Here is a 16,831-nt window from a genome sequence, read left to right as displayed (position 1 = left end):
GGGCCGGGAGCACGTCGCTCCCGGCCCGCCCGGTCAAGGCCGCGTCACGGCGTCAACCGCCAGATCACCGGCACCCCACCCTCGTCCAGCGGGCCGTTCGACGCGATCCCCGCGAACGTCCCGTCGTCGCTGACGTGGGTGGGCTGGTAGCCGGTGTAGGTGCCCGGCTGCTTCAGCTCGCCGGCCGGCGTGGTGCCGCGCCACGCGATCGGCTTGCCCCGGAACGAACCCGGGACCGGCGCCAGCCCGGCCGTCAGGCCGCCCACGTTCTGGTCGATGGCGTAGTCGCCGCCGGAGAGCGCCGTGGCCTTCTCCGGGGTCGTCCACCGCACCGCCTGCGACGCGTTGGCGTTCGACGCGAACCCGACGACGACGCCGTTGCGGATCGACGAGCCGTGCGGGTTCGCGAAGCCGGCGATGTCGGCCAGCGGCCGGCTCACGCCGTTCTTCCAGACGACGTCGCGCTCGATCCCGAAGAACAGGATCGCGCCGTCGTCGTCGATGTCGGTCACGTTGTCGGTGCCCGGCGGGAACGACAGGATCGTCGGCGCCGCGGCACCGGCGGGCCAGACGGCCGGCGCGTCGGCGGCCGGGTCGTCGCTGATCAGCATGGCCACCGCGTCACCCCGCTTGTTGACCGCGCGCACCTGGAAGTCCCGGAAGCCCGCCGGGTTCTCGCGCAGGTGGAACCCGGTGGCGTCGAGGACGAACGAACGGTCGTTGTCGGAGTCGTAGTCCAGCGCGTCGCCGTACACCCGCCCCGAGCTGTCCTCCCCGGCGACCATCGCCCACTCGTAGCCCTCCGGCACACCGCGCAGCACCGGCTTGCCGTCGCGCCAGCTCACGACCTGGAGCTTGTCGTCGACGATGAACGAGCCCGTGTACTCGCCGTGGCCGTCCGAACCGTTCAGGTACCCGTGCCCCAGCGGGCTCGCCCCGGCCGGCAACGGCAGGATCGTCGGTTTCCACGACAGCCGCACGGCCTGGGCCTGCGCCGCCGGAACCCCCAGCGCGGTGACGGCGATCGCCACGGTGGCGAGCACCCCCGCCCGCAGCCACATCTTCCTCATTTTGTCCCCTTTCCCCCGACCTGCACGATCACCACGTCCGGACCGGCGGACGGGTTGCCCGGCGAAAGGAGCAATCTCAGAGGGCGGGGACCTGCGCGCTCACGGCCGTGCCGCCGCCCGGCTCGCTCTCGACCGACAGCGTTCCCGCCACCCGCCGGACGCGCTGCCGCATCGCCTCCAGGCCGAACCCGGTGCCGTCGCCGCGGTCACCCGGCCGGAAGCCGGCCCCGTCGTCGACGACGTCGAGCAGGACCAGATCGTCCGCATAGGACAGTGTCACGCCGATCCTGGACGCCTTCGCGTGCTTCTCCGCGTTCGCCAGCGCCTCCTGCGCGACGCGGTAGAGCGTCTCCTCCAGCTCCGGCAGGAGCGGCCGGGTGTCCCCGGTCGTCTCGACGCGCACCGCGACCCCGGACGTCTCCGACACCCGCCGGGCCAGCCGGGAAAGCGCTTCCGGCAGCTGGGCCGCGTCCAGTGGCTCCGGCCGCAGTGCCTGCACGGCGCGTCGCGCTTCGCCGAGACTCTCCCGGGCCAGCGTGCGAGCCTGCTCCACGCGCCGATCCCGGTCCGGGCCGTCGGCGGCCTGCAGCTGCGTGACGATCCCGGTCAGGCCCTGGGCGAGCGTGTCGTGGATTTCGCGGGCCATCCGCTGCCGTTCGTCGAGCACGCCCGCTTCGCGCGCCTGGGTCACCAGCCGGGCGTGCAGGTCCGCGTTCTCCTCGAGCGCGGCCTCCAGCCGGACGTTCGCCTTCCGCCGCTGCTCGCTCTCCGCGCCGACGAACCACGCGGCGTACAGCAGCGGCCCGGCCATCGACGCGACCAGCACCCAGGTCGGGCTTCGCGAATCCGAGTTGGCGGCCAGCAGCGGCAGCGTCGCCGTCGCGGCCACCGCGAAGAAACCCCACCGCGCGGGGAAGAGCACGAAGGCGAGCGGGTAGCCGAAGGACGCGAAGCCCATGAAGGTGTCGTCGCGGGCCACCAGCACGGTCGCGACCGCGAGCACCCCGGCGTAGTAGCCGGAGACGAGCCACGGGTGCGCCCGCCGGTGCGGGAAGAGCGGGACCAGCAGCGGCACCCACACCGCCGCGACCACGACGGCGACCAGCGTGACACCCCGGACACCGGGGCCCCAGATCACGCACGCCGCGAGCCCGGCCAGGCCGACGACCGTGAAGATCGGTCCGGCCAGCCGTTCGCTTCGGGCGTCCAGCGCGCCCGGGACCACGCCCATCACGCGGCGATTCTCGCAGGTTCAGCGCCGCCGGCGGGCCCCCGCGATCATCGCGACCACCAGGGGCAGCGCGACGGAGATGATCAGCAGCCGGCCGCGGGACAGGATGAGCACCACCACGGCGAGGACGATCGCGATCGGCACCGCGCTCGCCGTCAGCCAGCGCGACAGCGTGGTCTCGCCGGTCATCACCGGCACCTGCGGCGCGGCGGCGCCGTTGAGCAGGGCGCTCGGCCGCGGCGAGGGCAGGTCGTCGAACAGCGGGACGAGCTCGCTGACGCGCTTGGCCGCGGTGACCTTCGCCGAGCGCGAGCCGTACTCGTCGATGTCGAGCCGCCCGGTGCGGACGTGCTCCTCGAGCACGTCCAGCGCGTCCTGGCGTTCGGCGTCGCTCAGCAGCATGTCGCCCACGGGAGGATCAGCGGCCCATCTCGCGGCGGTAGGAGTCGCGCAGCGCGCGCCGGCGCTCGCGGTCGCGCAGGTGCCGGTCGTGCCGGTCGTGCCGCCCGGCATGCCCCCACATCGACCGCCCGAAGATGCTCAGCCCGATCGGCACGAAGATCAGCGTCCCGGACACGAGGCCGGTGGCGATCAGCGCGATCGTCGCGATCCAGACCAGCGGGAGGAACGCGGCGACGAACCGCTGCCCGCCGCTCCAGCCGTCCGCCGTGCCCGGGTGCCGCGGAGCCGGTGCGGCTTCCGGTTCGGGAGCCGCGACGGCCTGCGGGACGTCGTCGTACTTCGGGTGCGGCGCCGGCAGGTCACCGAAGATCTCGCCCAGCTCGCCGCGCGTCTTCGCCGCGGTGATCCGGGCCGAGCGCTCGCCGTACTCGTCGATGTCGATCCGCCCCGCGCTCATGTGCTCACCGAGCGCGGTCAGTGCGGACTCGCGGTTCTGGTCGCTGATCCGCAGCTGCGGAGACGGGACTTCGGTCACGTAGTCGATGGTAGGCCGCCTCGGGGGCGGCCCACCACGACATCCGTAACGAACTGCGCTACTTGATCTCCAGGAGCTGGGTGCCCTGCGTCACGGCGGCGCCCACCTCGACCGAAAGTCCGGTCACGGTGCCCGCTTTGTGTGCGGTGACCGGGTTCTCCATCTTCATCGCCTCGAGGACGACGATCAGCTCACCGGCTTCGACCGACTGGCCCTCTTCGACGGCGACCTTCACGATGGTGCCCTGCATCGGCGCGGTGACGGCGTCGCCGCTGACGGCGGCCTTGCCCCCGCCGGCGCGCTTGCGCGGCTTCGCCTTGACGGCGGTGCCGCCGCCCCCGCCGCCGCCTTCGAGCGCGAACCCGCCCGGCAGCGACACCTCGAGCCGCCGCCCGCCGACCTCGACGACGACGTTCTGGCGAGGCTCGTCTTCGGTGGCCTCGACGTCCGGCGCCACGAACGGCTCGATCTGGTTGTCGAACTCCGTCTCGATCCAGCGCGTGTGCACGCTGAAGCCGTTCTCGTCGCCGATGAAGGCCGGGTCGTTCACGATCACGCGGTCGAACGGCAGCACCGTCGCCATGCCCTCGACGATCATCTCGGTGAGCGCGCGGCGGCTGCGTTCGAGAGCGTTGTTCCGGTCCGTGCCGGTGACGATCAGCTTCGCCAGCATCGAGTCGAACTGCCCGCCGATGACGCTGCCGGACTCGACGCCGGAGTCGACCCGCACCCCCGGCCCGCTCGGCGCGACGAACTTCGTCACCGTGCCCGGCGCGGGCAGGAAGCCGCGGCCGGCGTCCTCGCCGTTGATGCGGAACTCGATCGAGTGGCCGCGCGGTTCGGGGTCCTCGGTGATCCGCAGCTTCTCGCCGCGCGCGATGCGGAACATCTCGCGGACGAGGTCGAGGCCGGTCGTCTCCTCCGACACCGGGTGCTCGACCTGCAGGCGCGTGTTGACCTCCAGGAACGAGATCGTGCCGTCGGTCGCGACGAGGTACTCGACCGTGCCGGCGCCGTAGTACCCGGCTTCCTTGCAGATCGCCTTGGCGGACTCGTGGATGCGCTTGCGCTGGTCGTCGGACAGGAACGGCGCGGGCGCCTCCTCGACGAGCTTCTGGTGCCGCCGCTGCAGCGAGCAGTCGCGGGTGCCGACGACGATCGCGTTGCCGTGCTGGTCGGCCAGCACCTGGGCCTCGACGTGCCGCGGCTTGTCCAGGTAACGCTCGACGAAGCACTCGCCGCGGCCGAACGCGGCCACCGCCTCGCGCGTCGCGGACTCGAACAGCTCCGGGATCTCTTCGCGGGTGCGCGCGACCTTGAGGCCACGGCCACCGCCGCCGAACGCGGCCTTGATGGCCACCGGCAGGCCGTGCTCGTCGGCGAACGCGACGATCTCGCTCGCGTCCTTCACCGGCTCCTTGGTGCCCGGCACCAGCGGCGCGCCCGCGCGGGTCGCGATGTGCCGCGCGGTGACCTTGTCGCCGAGGTCGCGGATGGCCTGCGGGCTCGGCCCGATCCAGGTCAGCCCGGCGTCGAGGACGGCCTGGGCGAAGTCCGCGTTCTCGGAGAGGAAGCCGTAACCCGGGTGCACCGAGTCGGCGCCCGAGTGCTTCGCCGCGTCGAGGAGCTTGTCGATGTTGAGGTAGCTCTCCGCGGCCGTGGTGCCGCCCAGCGCGAAGGCCTCGTCGGCCAGGCGCACGTGCGGTGCGTCGCGATCCGGGTCGGCGTACACCGCGACACTGGTGAGACCAGCGTCTTTCGCGGCTCTGATCACGCGTACCGCGATCTCGCCCCGGTTGGCGACCAGGATCTTGGTCACCGGGCCACCCGTGGATTCGCCGACCTGCTCGGCCACCCCGCACCTCCTGTGTCCGACAGCTGCATTGCTGACCGCCTGCGCGGCACCTGGGAAGTCTACGGATACGACGTCGCGCGTCTCTGGAGTGAGAGCTGAACCACGCTCAGACGTGGTGACGCAGCTCCGCCGGCAGCGGCGAGTCGAGCACGATCACGTCGTACGGGTTCGCGGCGTGCACCTTCGGCAGGTGCTCGGTGTTGACCAGCACCCACGGCTGGTGCTCGCCGCAGCAGTCGATCAGCCGGTCGAGGGCGGTGAAGGCGACCAGCGCGGTGCGGCCGTCCGGCGTGCGGCGCAGCTCGATCGACGCGCCTTCGGCTTCGACGTTCACCGGCCCGGTCGGCAGGTACAGGGCGGGGGGAAGGTTGGGGTTCGTCACCCGGCCAACATAGACGGACACGCAGAGCGAGATCTGGCCCTATCAGGTCACCCGTTCAGGGGGTCCGCCGGGGTGGTCTCGCACCCCCGGGGGATTTCGGCCACACGGCGCCGGGGCGCTGCCCACACACGGTCGCGAAGCGGCTTACGCTCTGTCTTATGCGGACTTCGGCAGCGCGGACGCCCCGGTCGGCGCTGCTCACCGCGGTGCTGGCCGCGGTGGTGACCCTCGGCGCGATCGGCTCGGTGTTCCTGCTGCGGCCGCGCCCGGAGGTGCCCGCCGGCGCGGCCGAGCCCGCGGCCGGCCCGGTGGCGCCCGTGGTGACCTGCGGTGGCGGGCCGTGCCGCCAGCTCGCGGCGATGACGGTCGGCGGCACACCGGTCGTGCTGCTCACCGACGCCTCGGGCGGGTCCGGACGGCTGCGCATCGGGCCGGAGCCGGGCACGGTGTTCGAGCTGTCGATCGCCCAGCTGGGGGTGCGGCTGGACCAGAACTCGCTGCGCTGCATCGACGGCGCCGCGCCGACGTGCCTGGTCCGCGGCGACGTCGGCGACGAGGGCACGGCCGCGTACGGCGAGCTGCTGGTCGCCGGCGGGGGAGTGTGGCGCGACTCGGGGAAGCCGTTCTACGCCGACGCCGGGACGCTCGCGCTCTACGACGTCACGGCCGACGGCCGCCCGGACGTGATCGTGGTCCGCCACGACTGCGCCGACGCCGACGACGGCACCCCGCAGTGCGCGGCGGCGCCGGTGCTGGGCGAGGTCTACGACCTGACGGGCAAGTCGGTGGGCTGCACCCGGCGGGTGACCTCGCCCTCGGACCTGCGCGGCTGGCCGGACATCCGCCTGACCCGCGCCGACCTGCGCGCCTGCCCGTCCTCCTGACGAGCGCCCCGAGGCGGGCCCCGGGGCGCTCGGCGTCAGGTCAGGCGGGGGCGGGCTCGGTGTGGCGGGCCGCGGAGCCGTCGTCGGAGGCCTGCGGGCGGTCCGTCGGGGTGTTGAGGACCGCTTCGTCGAGCAGGCCCTCACCGCGGGCTACGACCACCGGGACCACGATCTGGCCGGCCACGTTCGTCGCCGTGCGCATCATGTCCATGATCGGGTTGACCGAGTAGATCAGCGCCAGGCCGAGCGCGACCTGCTTGGCGTCGAGGCCGATGAACGACGTCGTCAGCGTGAACGCCGTCAGCCAGCCGGTGGTGCCGGCCGTCGCGAGCGCGCCGATCACGGCGACCACCACGATGCCTGCGTACTGCCAGAAGTTCAGCGACACCCCGGCGAGGTTCGCGACGAAGATCGCCGCGATCGCCGGGAAGACCGCCGCGCAGCCGTCCATCTTCGTGGCGCTGCCGAGCGGGGTCGCGAAGGCCGCGTACGCCGGCTGGACGCCGAGGTTCACCGCGGACTGGCGGGTCAGCGGCAGGGTCGCGGCCGAGGACTGCGAGGCGAACGCGAACTGGATTGCCGTGCCGGCCTTCGAGAAGAACTTCAGCGGGCTGACCTTGGCCACGAACTGCAGCAGGATCGGGTAGACGACGAACAGCACGAGCAGGCAGCCGACGTACACCGCGAGCGTGGTCGAGAACAGCGGCCGGAACAGCGCGTCGCCGTAGTTGGCCACGGCCGCGCCGATCAGGCCGATGATGCCGATCGGGGCGAGCCGGACGATCCAGCCGAGGTAGCGCTGGATGATCTCGAAGACGCTCGTCGTGAAGTCGACGAACGGCTTGGCCTTGTCACCCAGGCTGTAGGCGGCGGCGCCGATCACGAGCGCGAGGAACAGCACCTGCAGCGTCTCGCCGTCGGCGAAGGCCTTGATGAAGTTCTCCGGCAGCAGCCCGTTGATGAAAGCGCTCCACGAGCCCCAGCTGTCGACGCTCTTCGCGGCCTTCTCGGCGTTCTTCGCGGTGGCTTCGACACCGCCGAGGCCGCCGGAGCCGGGGTTGAAGATCCGGCCGACGGCGATGCCGATCAGCGAGGCGATGAACGACGTGATCGCGAACCACAGCACTGTCTTGCCGCCCAGGCGCGCGGCCGTGCGGCCGCCCCCGAGCTTGCGCAGGCTGTTGATGCCGACCACGATCGCCGTGAAGACCAGCGGGATCACCGCGATCTGCAGCAGCGTCGTGAAGATGGTGCCGATCTGGTCGAGGAGATCGGTCAGCCAGCCGGCCTCGGTCTGCCGTGCGACGACACCCAGCAGGGCGCCAACGACGAGCGCGCCGAGAACCGCGGCCGCGAACACCCGCGGCTTGGTGTATGTCCGTACAAAAGACACGGGGCTACTCCGGTGCTTGAAAGTATCTTGTCTTGCCTCGTCAGAAGAACGTTAGGCAGGACGGGACTCTTCCGGATCGCCCGTTCGTGTGGTGCCTTTCTCAGGATGCGGGAGGCCGCCAGAGATCCACGACACTCACGCCGACCTCGGCCAGCAGCCGGCGCGTCAGCGGCAGGCTGAGACCGATGACACTCGTGTGGTCGCCGTCGAGGCCTTCGACGAACCAGCCGCCCAGGCCGTCGATCGTGAAGCCGCCGGCGACGTGTAGCGGCTCGCCGGTGCCGACGTAGGCGTCGATCTCCGCGGCGCTCGGCGTGCCGAACCGGACACCCGTCGACATCGAGCCGGAGGCCTCCTTGGCGCGGTTCCCGCCCTCGAGCCGGACGACCGTGTGGCCGGTGAAGAGTTCACCGGATGAGCCCGCCATCGCGGCCCAGCGCTGCCGCGCGATGTCCGGGGTGGCCGGTTTGCCGACCATCCGCCCGCCGATGTTCAGCATCGAGTCGCAGGCGACGACCACGGCGTCCGGGTGCGCGGCGGCGACCTGGTCGAGGACGGCTTCGGCCTTGGCCGCGGCGAGCGCCATGACCAGCTCGGCGGGCTCCGGCTCGGTCAGCGACGCGGCGACGGCGTCTTCGTCGACACCGGAGACGAACACGGCCGGGTCGAGGCCCGCCGAGCGCAGCAGGGCGAGCCGGGCGGGGGACTGGGAGGCGAGGACGAACTGCACCCCGGGAACCTACCCGGGCGGGGGTCGTGACCGAATTGTGACCGCCGTCACCCGGATGCCGAGTTAGTTTGTTGTGGCTCGCAACATATGGGCGGCGCGGGTGCCGCGAGGAGCTCGGAGGTGACCCCGATGACGGTACGGGTGACGGGTTCCGCCTTGGGGGCACGACCGCCGTGGTGGGTGAAGCGCCGCCCCTCGAAGGGCCGCGAGCCGCTCCGGACCGAGCCCCCCTCGCTGCCCAAGGCCACGTCGAACTAGACCACCGCTCCCGCGGTCCGTACGGGCCTGTCGATCCGGCCACCCGACACCGGAACGACAGGCCCGCCCGGCTTTCAGGCCGTGGCGGCCTCGGGCGCGGCCGGCGCCGGGGTCTCCCAGCGCGGCTTGACCTGCCGCATCACCGCGGCCGAGACGATGCCCAGCAGCAGCACCACCATCGGCAGCAGCATCGTCACGCGGGCCGCGTCGGTGAGTCCACTGTGGACCGCGTCCGAGGCCAGCTTCCCCGCCTGGGCCGCGATCTCCGCCGGCAGCCCCGGCATCGGCGACGGACCGCCCGAGGAGCCGAACTCGCCCGTGCTCGCGGCCGCCTTCGCGATGCCCTCCGCGAACGGCGCCCGGTACTGCTCCGGCAGCTGCGTGGCCGCCTTCGCCGCTTCGTCCGTGATCGACGCCGTCACGCGCGCCTGCAGCAGCACGCCGATCGCCGCCGAACCCAGCACGCCGCCCACCTGGCGCGAGGTGTTGAAGATGCCCGACGCCGTCCCGGCCAGCCGCGGCTCGACCGAGCCCATCGTCATGTTGCTCATCGGCGAGAAGATGCAGCCGATGCCGAGCCCGCACAGCAGCAGCGCCGGGATGAAGCTCCACGGGCTGCTCGTCGGCGACGCCTGCAGCGCGATGACACCCAGCCCCGCGGCGAGCGAGGCGAGGCCGAACATCACCAGGTACTTGCCGTTGACCTTGTCCGACGCGCGCCCGACGAACGGCGCGATGATCCCGGACAGCAGCGACATCGGCGCGGTCAGCAGGCCGGCCATGGTCGGGGTCAGCCCGAGCACCGACTGGATGTAGATCACCAGCGGCAGGAACATGCCGGTCATCGCGAAGCCGACCGTGGTCGCGGTGAGCGTCCCGGCCGAGAAGTTCCGGTTCGAGAACACCTGCAGCGGCAGCAGCGGCTCACGCTTGTTGAACCGTTGCCACGCCAGGAAAGCCAGCAGCAGCACCACGCCGGCGCCGATGATCTCGAAGACGGTGATGCCGCCCCAGACCGTGCCCCAGTCGTACTGCTGGCCGTTCTGGACGCCGAACACGATGCAGAACAGGGCCGCGCTGGAGAGCACGATCCCCAGCAGGTCGAAGGAATGCGAGTGCTTCGGCTGCCAGTCCGGCACCAGCATGAGCGTCAGCACGATGGCGATCACGCCGATCGGCACGTTGACGTAGAAGATCCATTCCCAGCCGAGGTGGTCCACCAGCACCCCGCCGAGCAGCGGGCCGGCGATGGTCGCCAGGCCGGCGACACCGCCCCACATGCCCATCGCGGGGCCGCGCTTGGCCGGCGGGAACAGGTGCGTGATGAACGCCAGCGTCTGCGGCGTCATCAGCGCGGCGCCGAGCCCCTGCACCGCACGCGCGGCGATCAGCATCTCGACGTTGCCGGACAGACCGCACCACAGCGACGCGCCGGTGAACACGACCAGCCCGGCGAGGAACACGCGCTTCGGGCCGAAGCGGTCACCGAGGCGGCTGGTGAACAGCATCGGCACGGCGTAGGTGAGCAGGTAGACGCTGATCACCCAGACGACCGAGTTCAGTCCGGCGTTCAGCTCGCGCAGCATGGTCGGGATCGCGATCGACACGATGGTTGTGTCGAGCAGGATCATGAAGAAGCCGAGGCACAGCGCGCCCAGCGCGGCCCACGGGTTAGCTTGTCTTGCGTTCATCGTCGTCTTCCTTGGTGATGAGCGTGAGCCTGGGTTGTTCGCAGTCCTGGAACGGGATCCGCCCGGACGCGAGGTCGTCGACGAGCCGCTCGGTCCACTCGAGCTCGAACTTCCGCTGGTCGCACTTGAAGCGCCAGTCGAGCCAGTAGATCGGCGGCGTCGCGTCTTCGGCCAGCCGCTGCAGCACGGCCTGGTCGGCGGCCACCGCGGCGCGCAGCCGCGTGACCCGGTGGTCGAGCTCGATCAACGAGGTTTCGCGCCCCAGTTCGTCGATCACGGCGAGCCCGGAAAGGTAGGCGGGGAACTCCTCGACGAGGTCGCCGAGCAGTTCGCGGCCGCGCTGGTTGAACGCGTCCAGGCCCGCCTGGGTCATGCCGTAGACGGTCCGTTCGGGCCGCCGTCCGTCACGCTGCGTGTCGACGACCTCGACAAAGCCGTCCCGGTGCAGGCGTTCGACGGTGTGGTAGAGCGAGCCCGCCTTCACGTTGACCCGCGTGCTGACGTACCGCTCCCGCATGAGCTGGGCCATCTCGTACGGGTGCATGGGCTTCTCGTGGAGCAGCTCCAGCACCGCGATGCCGAGTGGGGTCAGCTTGGCCGAGGCCATGATCGTTGGTCCCTCCGGATGACTCCAGGTCGTTTATTCCACGTGGACTATACGGCGCAGACTATGCGGGAGTCCACGGTCGGTTCTGTGACCGTGCGTACACGGTCTGGAAGCTTCCATGATCCGGTGTCGGGGCTCCGGTGGCTTCTCTCGGAACGCTTAGGGAGTGGTCGATGGAGGACCGACCTCTGGCCACGGTGACGGACTCGCAGCCCTGGCTGGATACGAGAGCACGTTCACGACCGGGGCAGCTGCACCGAGTGCTGGGCCGGCGCTCGGAGGAGGAAATCCGGAAGGTCGACAAAGAGACGAGTCGTGCGTTGAGCGCTCTCCTGAACATGAAGACCAAGGCGGGCTGCACCCACGCTTCCCTCGCAGTGGAGGAAGTGAAGCGGGCAGGGCGGAGCGTGGAGACCCTGATGGTGCGTGCTCGCCGGAGGGTTCCTGTCTGAGTCTCAGTAGTTCGTGCTAAGAACTATGTATAGTCAGTTCGTAGAGCGAACTAAAACTGGGAGGAATCATGGTGCACTTCGGGATCGGGGTGTCAACGGCCGTTGCCGCCGTTGAGAAGACCCTGCGGCTCGCCGTCCAGGTCGACCGGGCCGGGCTCGACCTCGTCACCGTCTCCGATCACCCCTACTACGTCGACCGGCTCGACGCCTACGCCGAGATCGGCGTTCTGCTCGGGCGCACCGAACGGGTCTCCGGCCTGGTCAGCGTCACCAACCTGCCCACGCGCCACGCGCCGATGCTCGCCAGGACCGTCACGTCCTTGTCCGCGCTGAGCGGCGGGCGGATCGTGCTCGGCATGGGCGTCGGCGGGCTCTGGGACGACATCGCCCGGCTCGGCGTCGCCAAGCTGACGCCCGGGGCGGCCGTGCGGGCGTTCGAGGAGGGGATCCGGCTGGTGAAACTGCTCGGCGGGGGCGGTGGGCCGGTCACCTTCGACGGCGAGTTCTACCAGGTCGCGAACCTGGAGCCGGCCGAGGAACCCGTGCCGCCCGTGTGGACCGGGTCCGTCGGGCCGAAGTCCCTCGCCGTCACCGGGCGGGTGGCCGACGGGTGGATGCCCGGCCGCGCCGCCGACTGGCTCAGCGAACGCTATCGCACCTCGCGGCCGGTGATCGACGAAGCCGCGGCCGCCGCCGGACGCGAGCCCGCCGACGTTGTCACCGTTTACAACTTCCCCGGGCGGATCAGCGAAAAGCCGCTGGCGAAGACCCGCGCCGACGACGGGCGCTGGATCGGCGGCTCACCGGACCAGTGGATCGAGGAGCTGACCGGCGCGGTGCTGGAGCACGGCGCCGCCGGGTTCGTGCTCTTCGGGCCCGGCGGCAGCACTCCCGACGAGACCGCCGCCGCCCGGTGGGCCGAGGAGATCGCGCCCGCCGTGCGGGAGGCCGTCGCGAAGTAGGCTGGTGTGATGGGGAAACGCGGGGAGGACCTCGGCGTGGTGGCCGGGCTCGTGCGGGCGTCGTTCCTGGTGAACGCCGTCTACGCCGAGTCGGCCCGTGAGTACGGGCTCACCGTGCAGCAGGGTCAGCTGTTGTGCGTGCTGATGGGCCGGCCCTACGGCATGGGCGACCTCGGCGCGACGCTCGGCCTGGAGAAGTCCAGCCTCACCGGGCTCGTCGACCGCGCGGTCCGGCGGGAGCTCGTCCGCCGCGAACCCGATCCGGCCGACCGCCGCGCCGTGCGTGTTGTGCTGACGGCCGAAGGTCGTGTCCTGGCGGAGGACTTCTACGCGGCGACGTGCCGCCGCGTGGACGACCTGGCCGCGAGCCTGGGCACCGAGGACCGAGACCGGCTGGCCGCGCTGCTCGGGACGGTCGTCCGCGAGAACGAGGTCCCGACCGTGTTCCTCGACGCTCTTTCGCGCTAGGAGCCGGGCAAACCCGAAGCGCGCCAAGCACCTTCGCCGTGGTGAAGGGGCTTCCGCAGCGCGGTCGCGTGGTCGCCCCACCAGGACGTACGCGGCTTCGGCTTCTCCGAGGACGCCGGAGCCGAAGCCGCCGCGGCGACGACCGCCGTCAGCGCCGCCAGCTCGGCGTCGCTCGGGTTTCCTCGGACCACCCGCAGCAGGGGCTTGCGCTCCTCGCTCACAGCGGGATGTTCCCGTGCTTCTTGGGCGGCAGCGCCTCACGTTTGTTGCGCAGCAACGACAACGCCCGCGCGACGTGCCCGCGGGTGTGCGCCGGCACGATCACCGAGTCGACGTAACCGCGCTCGGCCGCCGCGTACGGGTTCAGGAGCGTGTCCTCGTACTCCTGGATCAGCTCGGCCCGCAGCGCGTCGACGTCGCGGCCTTCGGAAGCGGCGTTCGCCAATGTCTTGCGGTGCACGATGTTCGCCGCGCCCTGCGCGCCCATCACCGCGACCTGCGCGGTCGGCCACGCGAGGTTGATGTCGGCGCCGAGGTGCTTCGACCCCATGACGTCGTACGCGCCGCCGTAGGCCTTGCGCGTGATGATCGTGACCAGCGGGACGGTCGCCTCGGCGTAGGCGTAGATCAGCTTCGCGCCACGGCGGATGATGCCGTTCCACTCCTGGTCGGTGCCCGGGAGGAACCCCGGGACGTCGACGAAGGTCACCACCGGGATGTTGAACGCGTCGCAGGTGCGCACGAACCGCGCGGCCTTCTCGGACGCGTCGATGTCGAGGCAGCCGGCGAACTGCGTCGGCTGGTTCGCGACCACGCCGACACTCTGGCCGTCGACCCGGCCGAACCCGACGATGATGTTCGGCGCGAACAGCTCGTGGACCTCGAGGAACTCGCCGTCGTCGACCACACGGGTGATGACCTCGTGCATGTCGTACGGCGTGTTCGGCGAGTCCGGGATGATCGTGTCCAGCTCGCGGTCGGCGTCGGTCACGTCATCGAAGAACCCGGCCGGCGCGTCCGACGCCTCGAACACCGGCGCGTCCGACAGGTTGTTCTGCGGCAGGTAGGAGAGCAGCTCCTTGACGTACGCGATCGCGTCTTCGTCGTCGGAACCGAGGTAGTGCGCCACACCGGACTTCGTGTTGTGGGTCCGGCCGCCGCCGAGCTCCTCGAAGGTGACGTCTTCGCCGGTGACCGTCTTGACGACGTCCGGGCCGGTGATGAACATCTGCGACGTCTCGTCGACCATCACCACGAAGTCGGTCAGCGCGGGGGAGTAGACGTGCCCGCCCGCGTTCGCGCCCATGATCAGCGAGATCTGCGGGATCACGCCGGACGCCTTGACGTTGCGGTTGAAGATCTCGCCGTACAGGCCGAGCGAGACGACACCCTCCTGGATGCGCGCGCCGCCGCCTTCGTTGATGCCGATGATCGGGCGGCCGGTCTTGATCGCCAGGTCCATCACCTTGACGATCTTCTCGCCGTAGACCTCGCCGAGCGCGCCGCCGAACACCGTCACGTCCTGGCTGAACACGCAGACCGGGCGGCCGTCGATGCTGCCGTAGCCGGTGACGACGCCGTCGCCGTACGGGCGGTTCTTCTCCAGCCCGAAGTTGGTCGAGCGGTGCCGGGCCAGCTCGTCGAGCTCCACGAACGAGCCTTCGTCGAGCAGCAGCTCGATCCGTTCGCGCGCGGTTTTCTTGCCCTTGGCGTGCTGCTTCTCCACCGCGCGGGCCGAGCCCGCGTGCACCGCCTCGTCGTACCGGCGGTACAGGTCGGCCAGCTTGCCGGCCGTGGTGTGGATGTCCGGTTCGTCCTCGGGCGGCGTCCCGAGCGGCTCCGTCGCACTGCTCATGCCACGGGAGCTTAGCTACTTGCCGGTCACTTCGCGTGTGGCGTAGGCAACGTCCATGGAGATCCGGTTGCTGACCCCCGCGGACCTGCCCGCCTGCTCCGACCTGGCCGAATCCCGGTCGTGGCCGCGCGAGCCGCCGAAGTGGGCGATGCTGCACGACGTCGGGCAGGTGTTCGGGATCGACGCGCCGGACGGCGACGGTCTGGCCGCCTCGGCCGCCCTGGTGTCCTTCGGCGCGGTGGCGTCGATCTCGATGGTGCTGGTCGCGCCCCGCTACGAGCGCCAGGGCCTGGGTCGCGCGATCACGGCGCAAGCGCTTGCGGCGGCAGGCGACCGGGTGGTCTGGCTCCACGCATCGAAGTCCGGGCAGCCGCTGTACGAGTCGATGGGCTTTGTCCTCGACGGCGGCTGCCAGGGCCACGTCGGCACCTTCGCCGACGACGGCGGGCCGGGCGCTTCGCCGGGTTCGTTACCGGACGTCTTCCCGCTGGACCTGCGCGCTCAGGGCGTGGACCGGCGGCCGCTGCTGGAGCGGCTGGGGACGCCGTTCGTCGTGGCGGGCGGTTTTGCGTTCGGCGTGGACATCGGGCACGTGACCGTGATCGGCCCGGTGGTCGCGGACACGGAGGAGCAGGCGAAGGCGCTGATCCGCGGGGTGGCGCGGTCGGCGTCCGGCGAAGTCCGCGTGGACCCCGACTTCCGGTTCCCGGCGCTGACCGCGTGGATCCGCGAACGCGGGCTGGTCCCGGGCGCCCTCGCGCCCCGGCTGGTCCTCGGTGGCCGCACGCTCCCGGGTGACCCGGCACGGAGGTTCGCGCCGTTCACCCGGGCGGTGGGCTGACCTACCCGGTGGCCGCCGGGATCGGGTACTCCGGCAGCGTGATCGCCTCGGCCGGCGGTGACATGAACTTGCCGGCCAGCCCCGACACCCGGCCGAGCACCGGTGACGCGGCCACGCGCACCGCCGTCCGGAACGCGGTGAGCTGCAGGCGGGAACGGGGGTGGGCGATCTGCGGCGCCCCCGGCGGGAGCTGCTGCGCCTTCGTGACCAGCGGCCGCAGCACCTGTTCGTAGCGGGCGAAGGCGACGCGCGGATCGTCGTGACCGGCGAGCTCCCCGGCCAGGACGTAGGCGCCGGCCAGGGCCAGCGTGGTGCCCATGCCGCTGATCGGGGACGCGCAGTACGCGGCGTCGCCGAGCAGCGCGACCCGGCCGCGGCTCCAGGTGTCGAGCTTCGCCTGCCCGACGTCCTCGAAGTACAGGGAGCCGTTGTCCAGCTCGGTGAGCACGCGCGGACCGGCCCAGCCGACGTCGGCGAAGGTCGCCCGCAGGACCGCGACGACGTCGTCGCGGTCGAGCCGGTCCAGGCCGCGCACGTCGGAGATGAAACCCAGGGACGCCTGGGTGGTGCCGAGGTTGTCCGGGCGCAGGGAGAGGGTCCGCCCTCGTCCGCACGCCAGCACGCGCCAGCGGTCGGTGTCGTCGCCGGTGCGCGGGATGGCGAGGAAGGCGCTGTAGAGGCCCAGTTCGTCGATCCGGGCGTCGGGCATGACCAGCGCGCGGCTGCGTGAGCGGAGGCCTTCGGCGAGGACGACGGCGTCGAACCGCCGGCTCGCGCCCTGCCGGAACTCGACGTCCACGCCGGAGCCGTCGTCGTGCAGGGCGGTGATCTGGTCCCCGAAGACGTACTCGGCGTCGTTCCTGGAGTGCTCGTAGAGGATCTTGGCGAACTGACCGCGGAGGATCTCCAGCTCGGCCGTGCCACCGGACGTGTCGTCGGTGCCGCCCGCGAAGGTGGCGATCGCGCGGCCGTGCTCGTCGACGAACTCCGTGCCGGTCTCCCCGGTGTGCGCGGCGCGCACGGCGTCCTCCAGGCCCATCCGGCGGATGACCTGGCGCCCGACCCCGCGGACGTCGATGTTCTGGCCCTGCTCGCGCACGTGGTCGAAGCGTTCGACGACGGTCACGTCCCAGCCCGCCCGCGAAAGCCACGAGGCCAAGGTGGGTCCGGCGATACTGGCGCCGGAAACGAGGATGCTGCGACTCAAGGTGTACC

Annotated in this window: 17 protein-coding genes; 4 read left to right on the top strand and 13 right to left on the bottom strand. The window is 71.3% G+C overall.

Translation table 11 applies throughout. The features are described 5' to 3' along the window. Positions 1 to 44: 44 nt before the first annotated feature. From ACZ63E_RS10565 to ACZ63E_RS10540, 6 genes are all read right to left on the bottom strand, one after another. Complete coding sequence (locus ACZ63E_RS10565) at positions 45 to 1,070, bottom strand: hypothetical protein (RefSeq protein WP_465335772.1); 1,026 nt, start codon at positions 1,068 to 1,070, stop codon at positions 45 to 47. 76 nt (positions 1,071 to 1,146) lie between these two features. Continuing rightward, the gene (locus ACZ63E_RS10560) at positions 1,147 to 2,301 is read right to left on the bottom strand and encodes a sensor histidine kinase (protein ID WP_465336094.1); all 1,155 of its coding nucleotides are present in this window, start codon (positions 2,299 to 2,301) and stop codon (positions 1,147 to 1,149) included. A 21-nt stretch (positions 2,302 to 2,322) separates the two neighbouring features. Then, positions 2,323 to 2,712, bottom strand: a complete 390-nt coding sequence (locus ACZ63E_RS10555; protein ID WP_465309095.1) for a DUF1707 SHOCT-like domain-containing protein — start codon at positions 2,710 to 2,712, stop codon at positions 2,323 to 2,325. Between the two features lie 7 nt (positions 2,713 to 2,719). After that, positions 2,720 to 3,238, bottom strand: coding sequence for a DUF1707 SHOCT-like domain-containing protein (locus ACZ63E_RS10550; RefSeq protein WP_465335771.1), 519 nt, complete (start codon positions 3,236 to 3,238; stop codon positions 2,720 to 2,722). Between the two features lie 58 nt (positions 3,239 to 3,296). Next, positions 3,297 to 5,093: an acetyl/propionyl/methylcrotonyl-CoA carboxylase subunit alpha gene (locus ACZ63E_RS10545; RefSeq protein WP_465335770.1), complete on the bottom strand. Its 1,797-nt coding sequence runs from the start codon at positions 5,091 to 5,093 to the stop codon at positions 3,297 to 3,299. A gap of 106 nt (positions 5,094 to 5,199) precedes the next feature. Beyond that, a complete protein-coding gene (locus ACZ63E_RS10540; RefSeq protein ID WP_465335769.1) occupies positions 5,200 to 5,475 on the bottom strand; it encodes an SAV_915 family protein in 276 nt (91 codons plus the stop codon). 158 nt (positions 5,476 to 5,633) lie between these two features. On the opposite strand from ACZ63E_RS10540, the gene ACZ63E_RS10535 reads away from it, so the two are divergent. Beyond that, positions 5,634 to 6,359 carry a hypothetical protein gene (locus tag ACZ63E_RS10535; RefSeq protein ID WP_465335768.1) on the top strand — a complete coding sequence of 242 codons (726 nt, stop codon included), beginning with the start codon at positions 5,634 to 5,636 and terminating at the stop codon, positions 6,357 to 6,359. A 40-nt stretch (positions 6,360 to 6,399) separates the two neighbouring features. Here the strand turns inward: ACZ63E_RS10535 and ACZ63E_RS10530 are convergent, their stop codons facing one another. From ACZ63E_RS10530 to ACZ63E_RS10515, 4 genes are all read right to left on the bottom strand, one after another. Continuing rightward, positions 6,400 to 7,752, bottom strand: coding sequence for a dicarboxylate/amino acid:cation symporter (locus tag ACZ63E_RS10530; protein ID WP_465335767.1), 1,353 nt, complete (start codon positions 7,750 to 7,752; stop codon positions 6,400 to 6,402). 100 nt (positions 7,753 to 7,852) lie between these two features. Then, a complete protein-coding gene (locus ACZ63E_RS10525) occupies positions 7,853 to 8,482 on the bottom strand; it encodes a Maf family protein (protein ID WP_465335766.1) in 630 nt (209 codons plus the stop codon). Positions 8,483 to 8,814: 332 nt separating this feature from the next. Continuing rightward, a complete protein-coding gene (locus ACZ63E_RS10520; RefSeq protein WP_465335765.1) occupies positions 8,815 to 10,431 on the bottom strand; it encodes a DHA2 family efflux MFS transporter permease subunit in 1,617 nt (538 codons plus the stop codon). Next, a complete protein-coding gene (locus tag ACZ63E_RS10515) occupies positions 10,412 to 11,038 on the bottom strand; it encodes a PadR family transcriptional regulator (RefSeq protein WP_465309111.1) in 627 nt (208 codons plus the stop codon). The genes ACZ63E_RS10520 and ACZ63E_RS10515 overlap by 20 nt, the downstream gene beginning before the upstream one ends. Positions 11,039 to 11,558: 520 nt before the next feature. Between ACZ63E_RS10515 and ACZ63E_RS10510 the strand changes: the two genes are divergently transcribed. Beyond that, positions 11,559 to 12,452 (top strand): LLM class flavin-dependent oxidoreductase, encoded by an 894-nt coding sequence (locus ACZ63E_RS10510; RefSeq protein WP_465335764.1) that lies wholly within the window; start codon positions 11,559 to 11,561, stop codon positions 12,450 to 12,452. A 9-nt stretch (positions 12,453 to 12,461) separates the two neighbouring features. Next, entirely contained in the window at positions 12,462 to 12,920 is a 459-nt protein-coding gene (locus ACZ63E_RS10505) for a MarR family winged helix-turn-helix transcriptional regulator (RefSeq protein ID WP_465335763.1), read from the top strand. Here the strand turns inward: ACZ63E_RS10505 and ACZ63E_RS10500 are convergent. Both ACZ63E_RS10500 and ACZ63E_RS10495 read right to left on the bottom strand, forming a co-directional pair. Next, the gene (locus tag ACZ63E_RS10500; protein WP_465335762.1) at positions 12,917 to 13,141 is read right to left on the bottom strand and encodes an acyl-CoA carboxylase subunit epsilon; all 225 of its coding nucleotides are present in this window, start codon (positions 13,139 to 13,141) and stop codon (positions 12,917 to 12,919) included. The two genes, ACZ63E_RS10505 and ACZ63E_RS10500, sit on opposite strands and share 4 nt — an antisense overlap. Next, positions 13,138 to 14,775 carry an acyl-CoA carboxylase subunit beta gene (locus ACZ63E_RS10495; RefSeq protein ID WP_465335761.1) on the bottom strand — a complete coding sequence of 546 codons (1,638 nt, stop codon included), beginning with the start codon at positions 14,773 to 14,775 and terminating at the stop codon, positions 13,138 to 13,140. Before ACZ63E_RS10495 ends, ACZ63E_RS10500 begins: the two co-directional genes overlap by 4 nt. A 55-nt stretch (positions 14,776 to 14,830) precedes the next feature. On the opposite strand from ACZ63E_RS10495, the gene ACZ63E_RS10490 reads away from it, so the two are divergent. Then, positions 14,831 to 15,616 carry a GNAT family N-acetyltransferase gene (locus ACZ63E_RS10490; protein WP_465335760.1) on the top strand — a complete coding sequence of 262 codons (786 nt, stop codon included), beginning with the start codon at positions 14,831 to 14,833 and terminating at the stop codon, positions 15,614 to 15,616. A 1-nt stretch (position 15,617) separates the two neighbouring features. On the opposite strand, the gene ACZ63E_RS10485 is transcribed toward ACZ63E_RS10490, so the two are convergent. Further along, positions 15,618 to 16,823: an FAD-dependent monooxygenase gene (locus tag ACZ63E_RS10485; protein ID WP_465335759.1), complete on the bottom strand. Its 1,206-nt coding sequence runs from the start codon at positions 16,821 to 16,823 to the stop codon at positions 15,618 to 15,620. Positions 16,824 to 16,831 lie beyond the last annotated feature (8 nt).

The organism is Amycolatopsis sp. NPDC104819, assembly GCF_055583145.1.
The sequence above is the reverse complement of the archived record's forward strand: the minus strand, read 5'-3'. Positions and strand labels throughout refer to the sequence as shown.

Excerpts from the sequence above, each read along its gene's own strand:
- ACZ63E_RS10565 (WP_465335772.1), bottom strand. The coding sequence starts at position 1,070 with ATGAGGAAGATGTGGCTGCGGGCGGGGGTGCTCGCCACCGTGGCGATC.
- ACZ63E_RS10560 (WP_465336094.1), bottom strand. The coding sequence starts at position 2,301 with ATGGGCGTGGTCCCGGGCGCGCTGGACGCCCGAAGCGAACGGCTGGCC.
- ACZ63E_RS10535 (WP_465335768.1), top strand. The coding sequence starts at position 5,634 with ATGCGGACTTCGGCAGCGCGGACGCCCCGGTCGGCGCTGCTCACCGCG.
- ACZ63E_RS10520 (WP_465335765.1), bottom strand. The coding sequence starts at position 10,431 with ATGAACGCAAGACAAGCTAACCCGTGGGCCGCGCTGGGCGCGCTGTGC.
- ACZ63E_RS10515 (WP_465309111.1), bottom strand. The coding sequence starts at position 11,038 with ATGGCCTCGGCCAAGCTGACCCCACTCGGCATCGCGGTGCTGGAGCTG.
- ACZ63E_RS10510 (WP_465335764.1), top strand. The coding sequence starts at position 11,559 with ATGGTGCACTTCGGGATCGGGGTGTCAACGGCCGTTGCCGCCGTTGAG.
- ACZ63E_RS10505 (WP_465335763.1), top strand. The coding sequence starts at position 12,462 with ATGGGGAAACGCGGGGAGGACCTCGGCGTGGTGGCCGGGCTCGTGCGG.
- ACZ63E_RS10495 (WP_465335761.1), bottom strand. The coding sequence starts at position 14,775 with ATGAGCAGTGCGACGGAGCCGCTCGGGACGCCGCCCGAGGACGAACCG.
- ACZ63E_RS10490 (WP_465335760.1), top strand. The coding sequence starts at position 14,831 with ATGGAGATCCGGTTGCTGACCCCCGCGGACCTGCCCGCCTGCTCCGAC.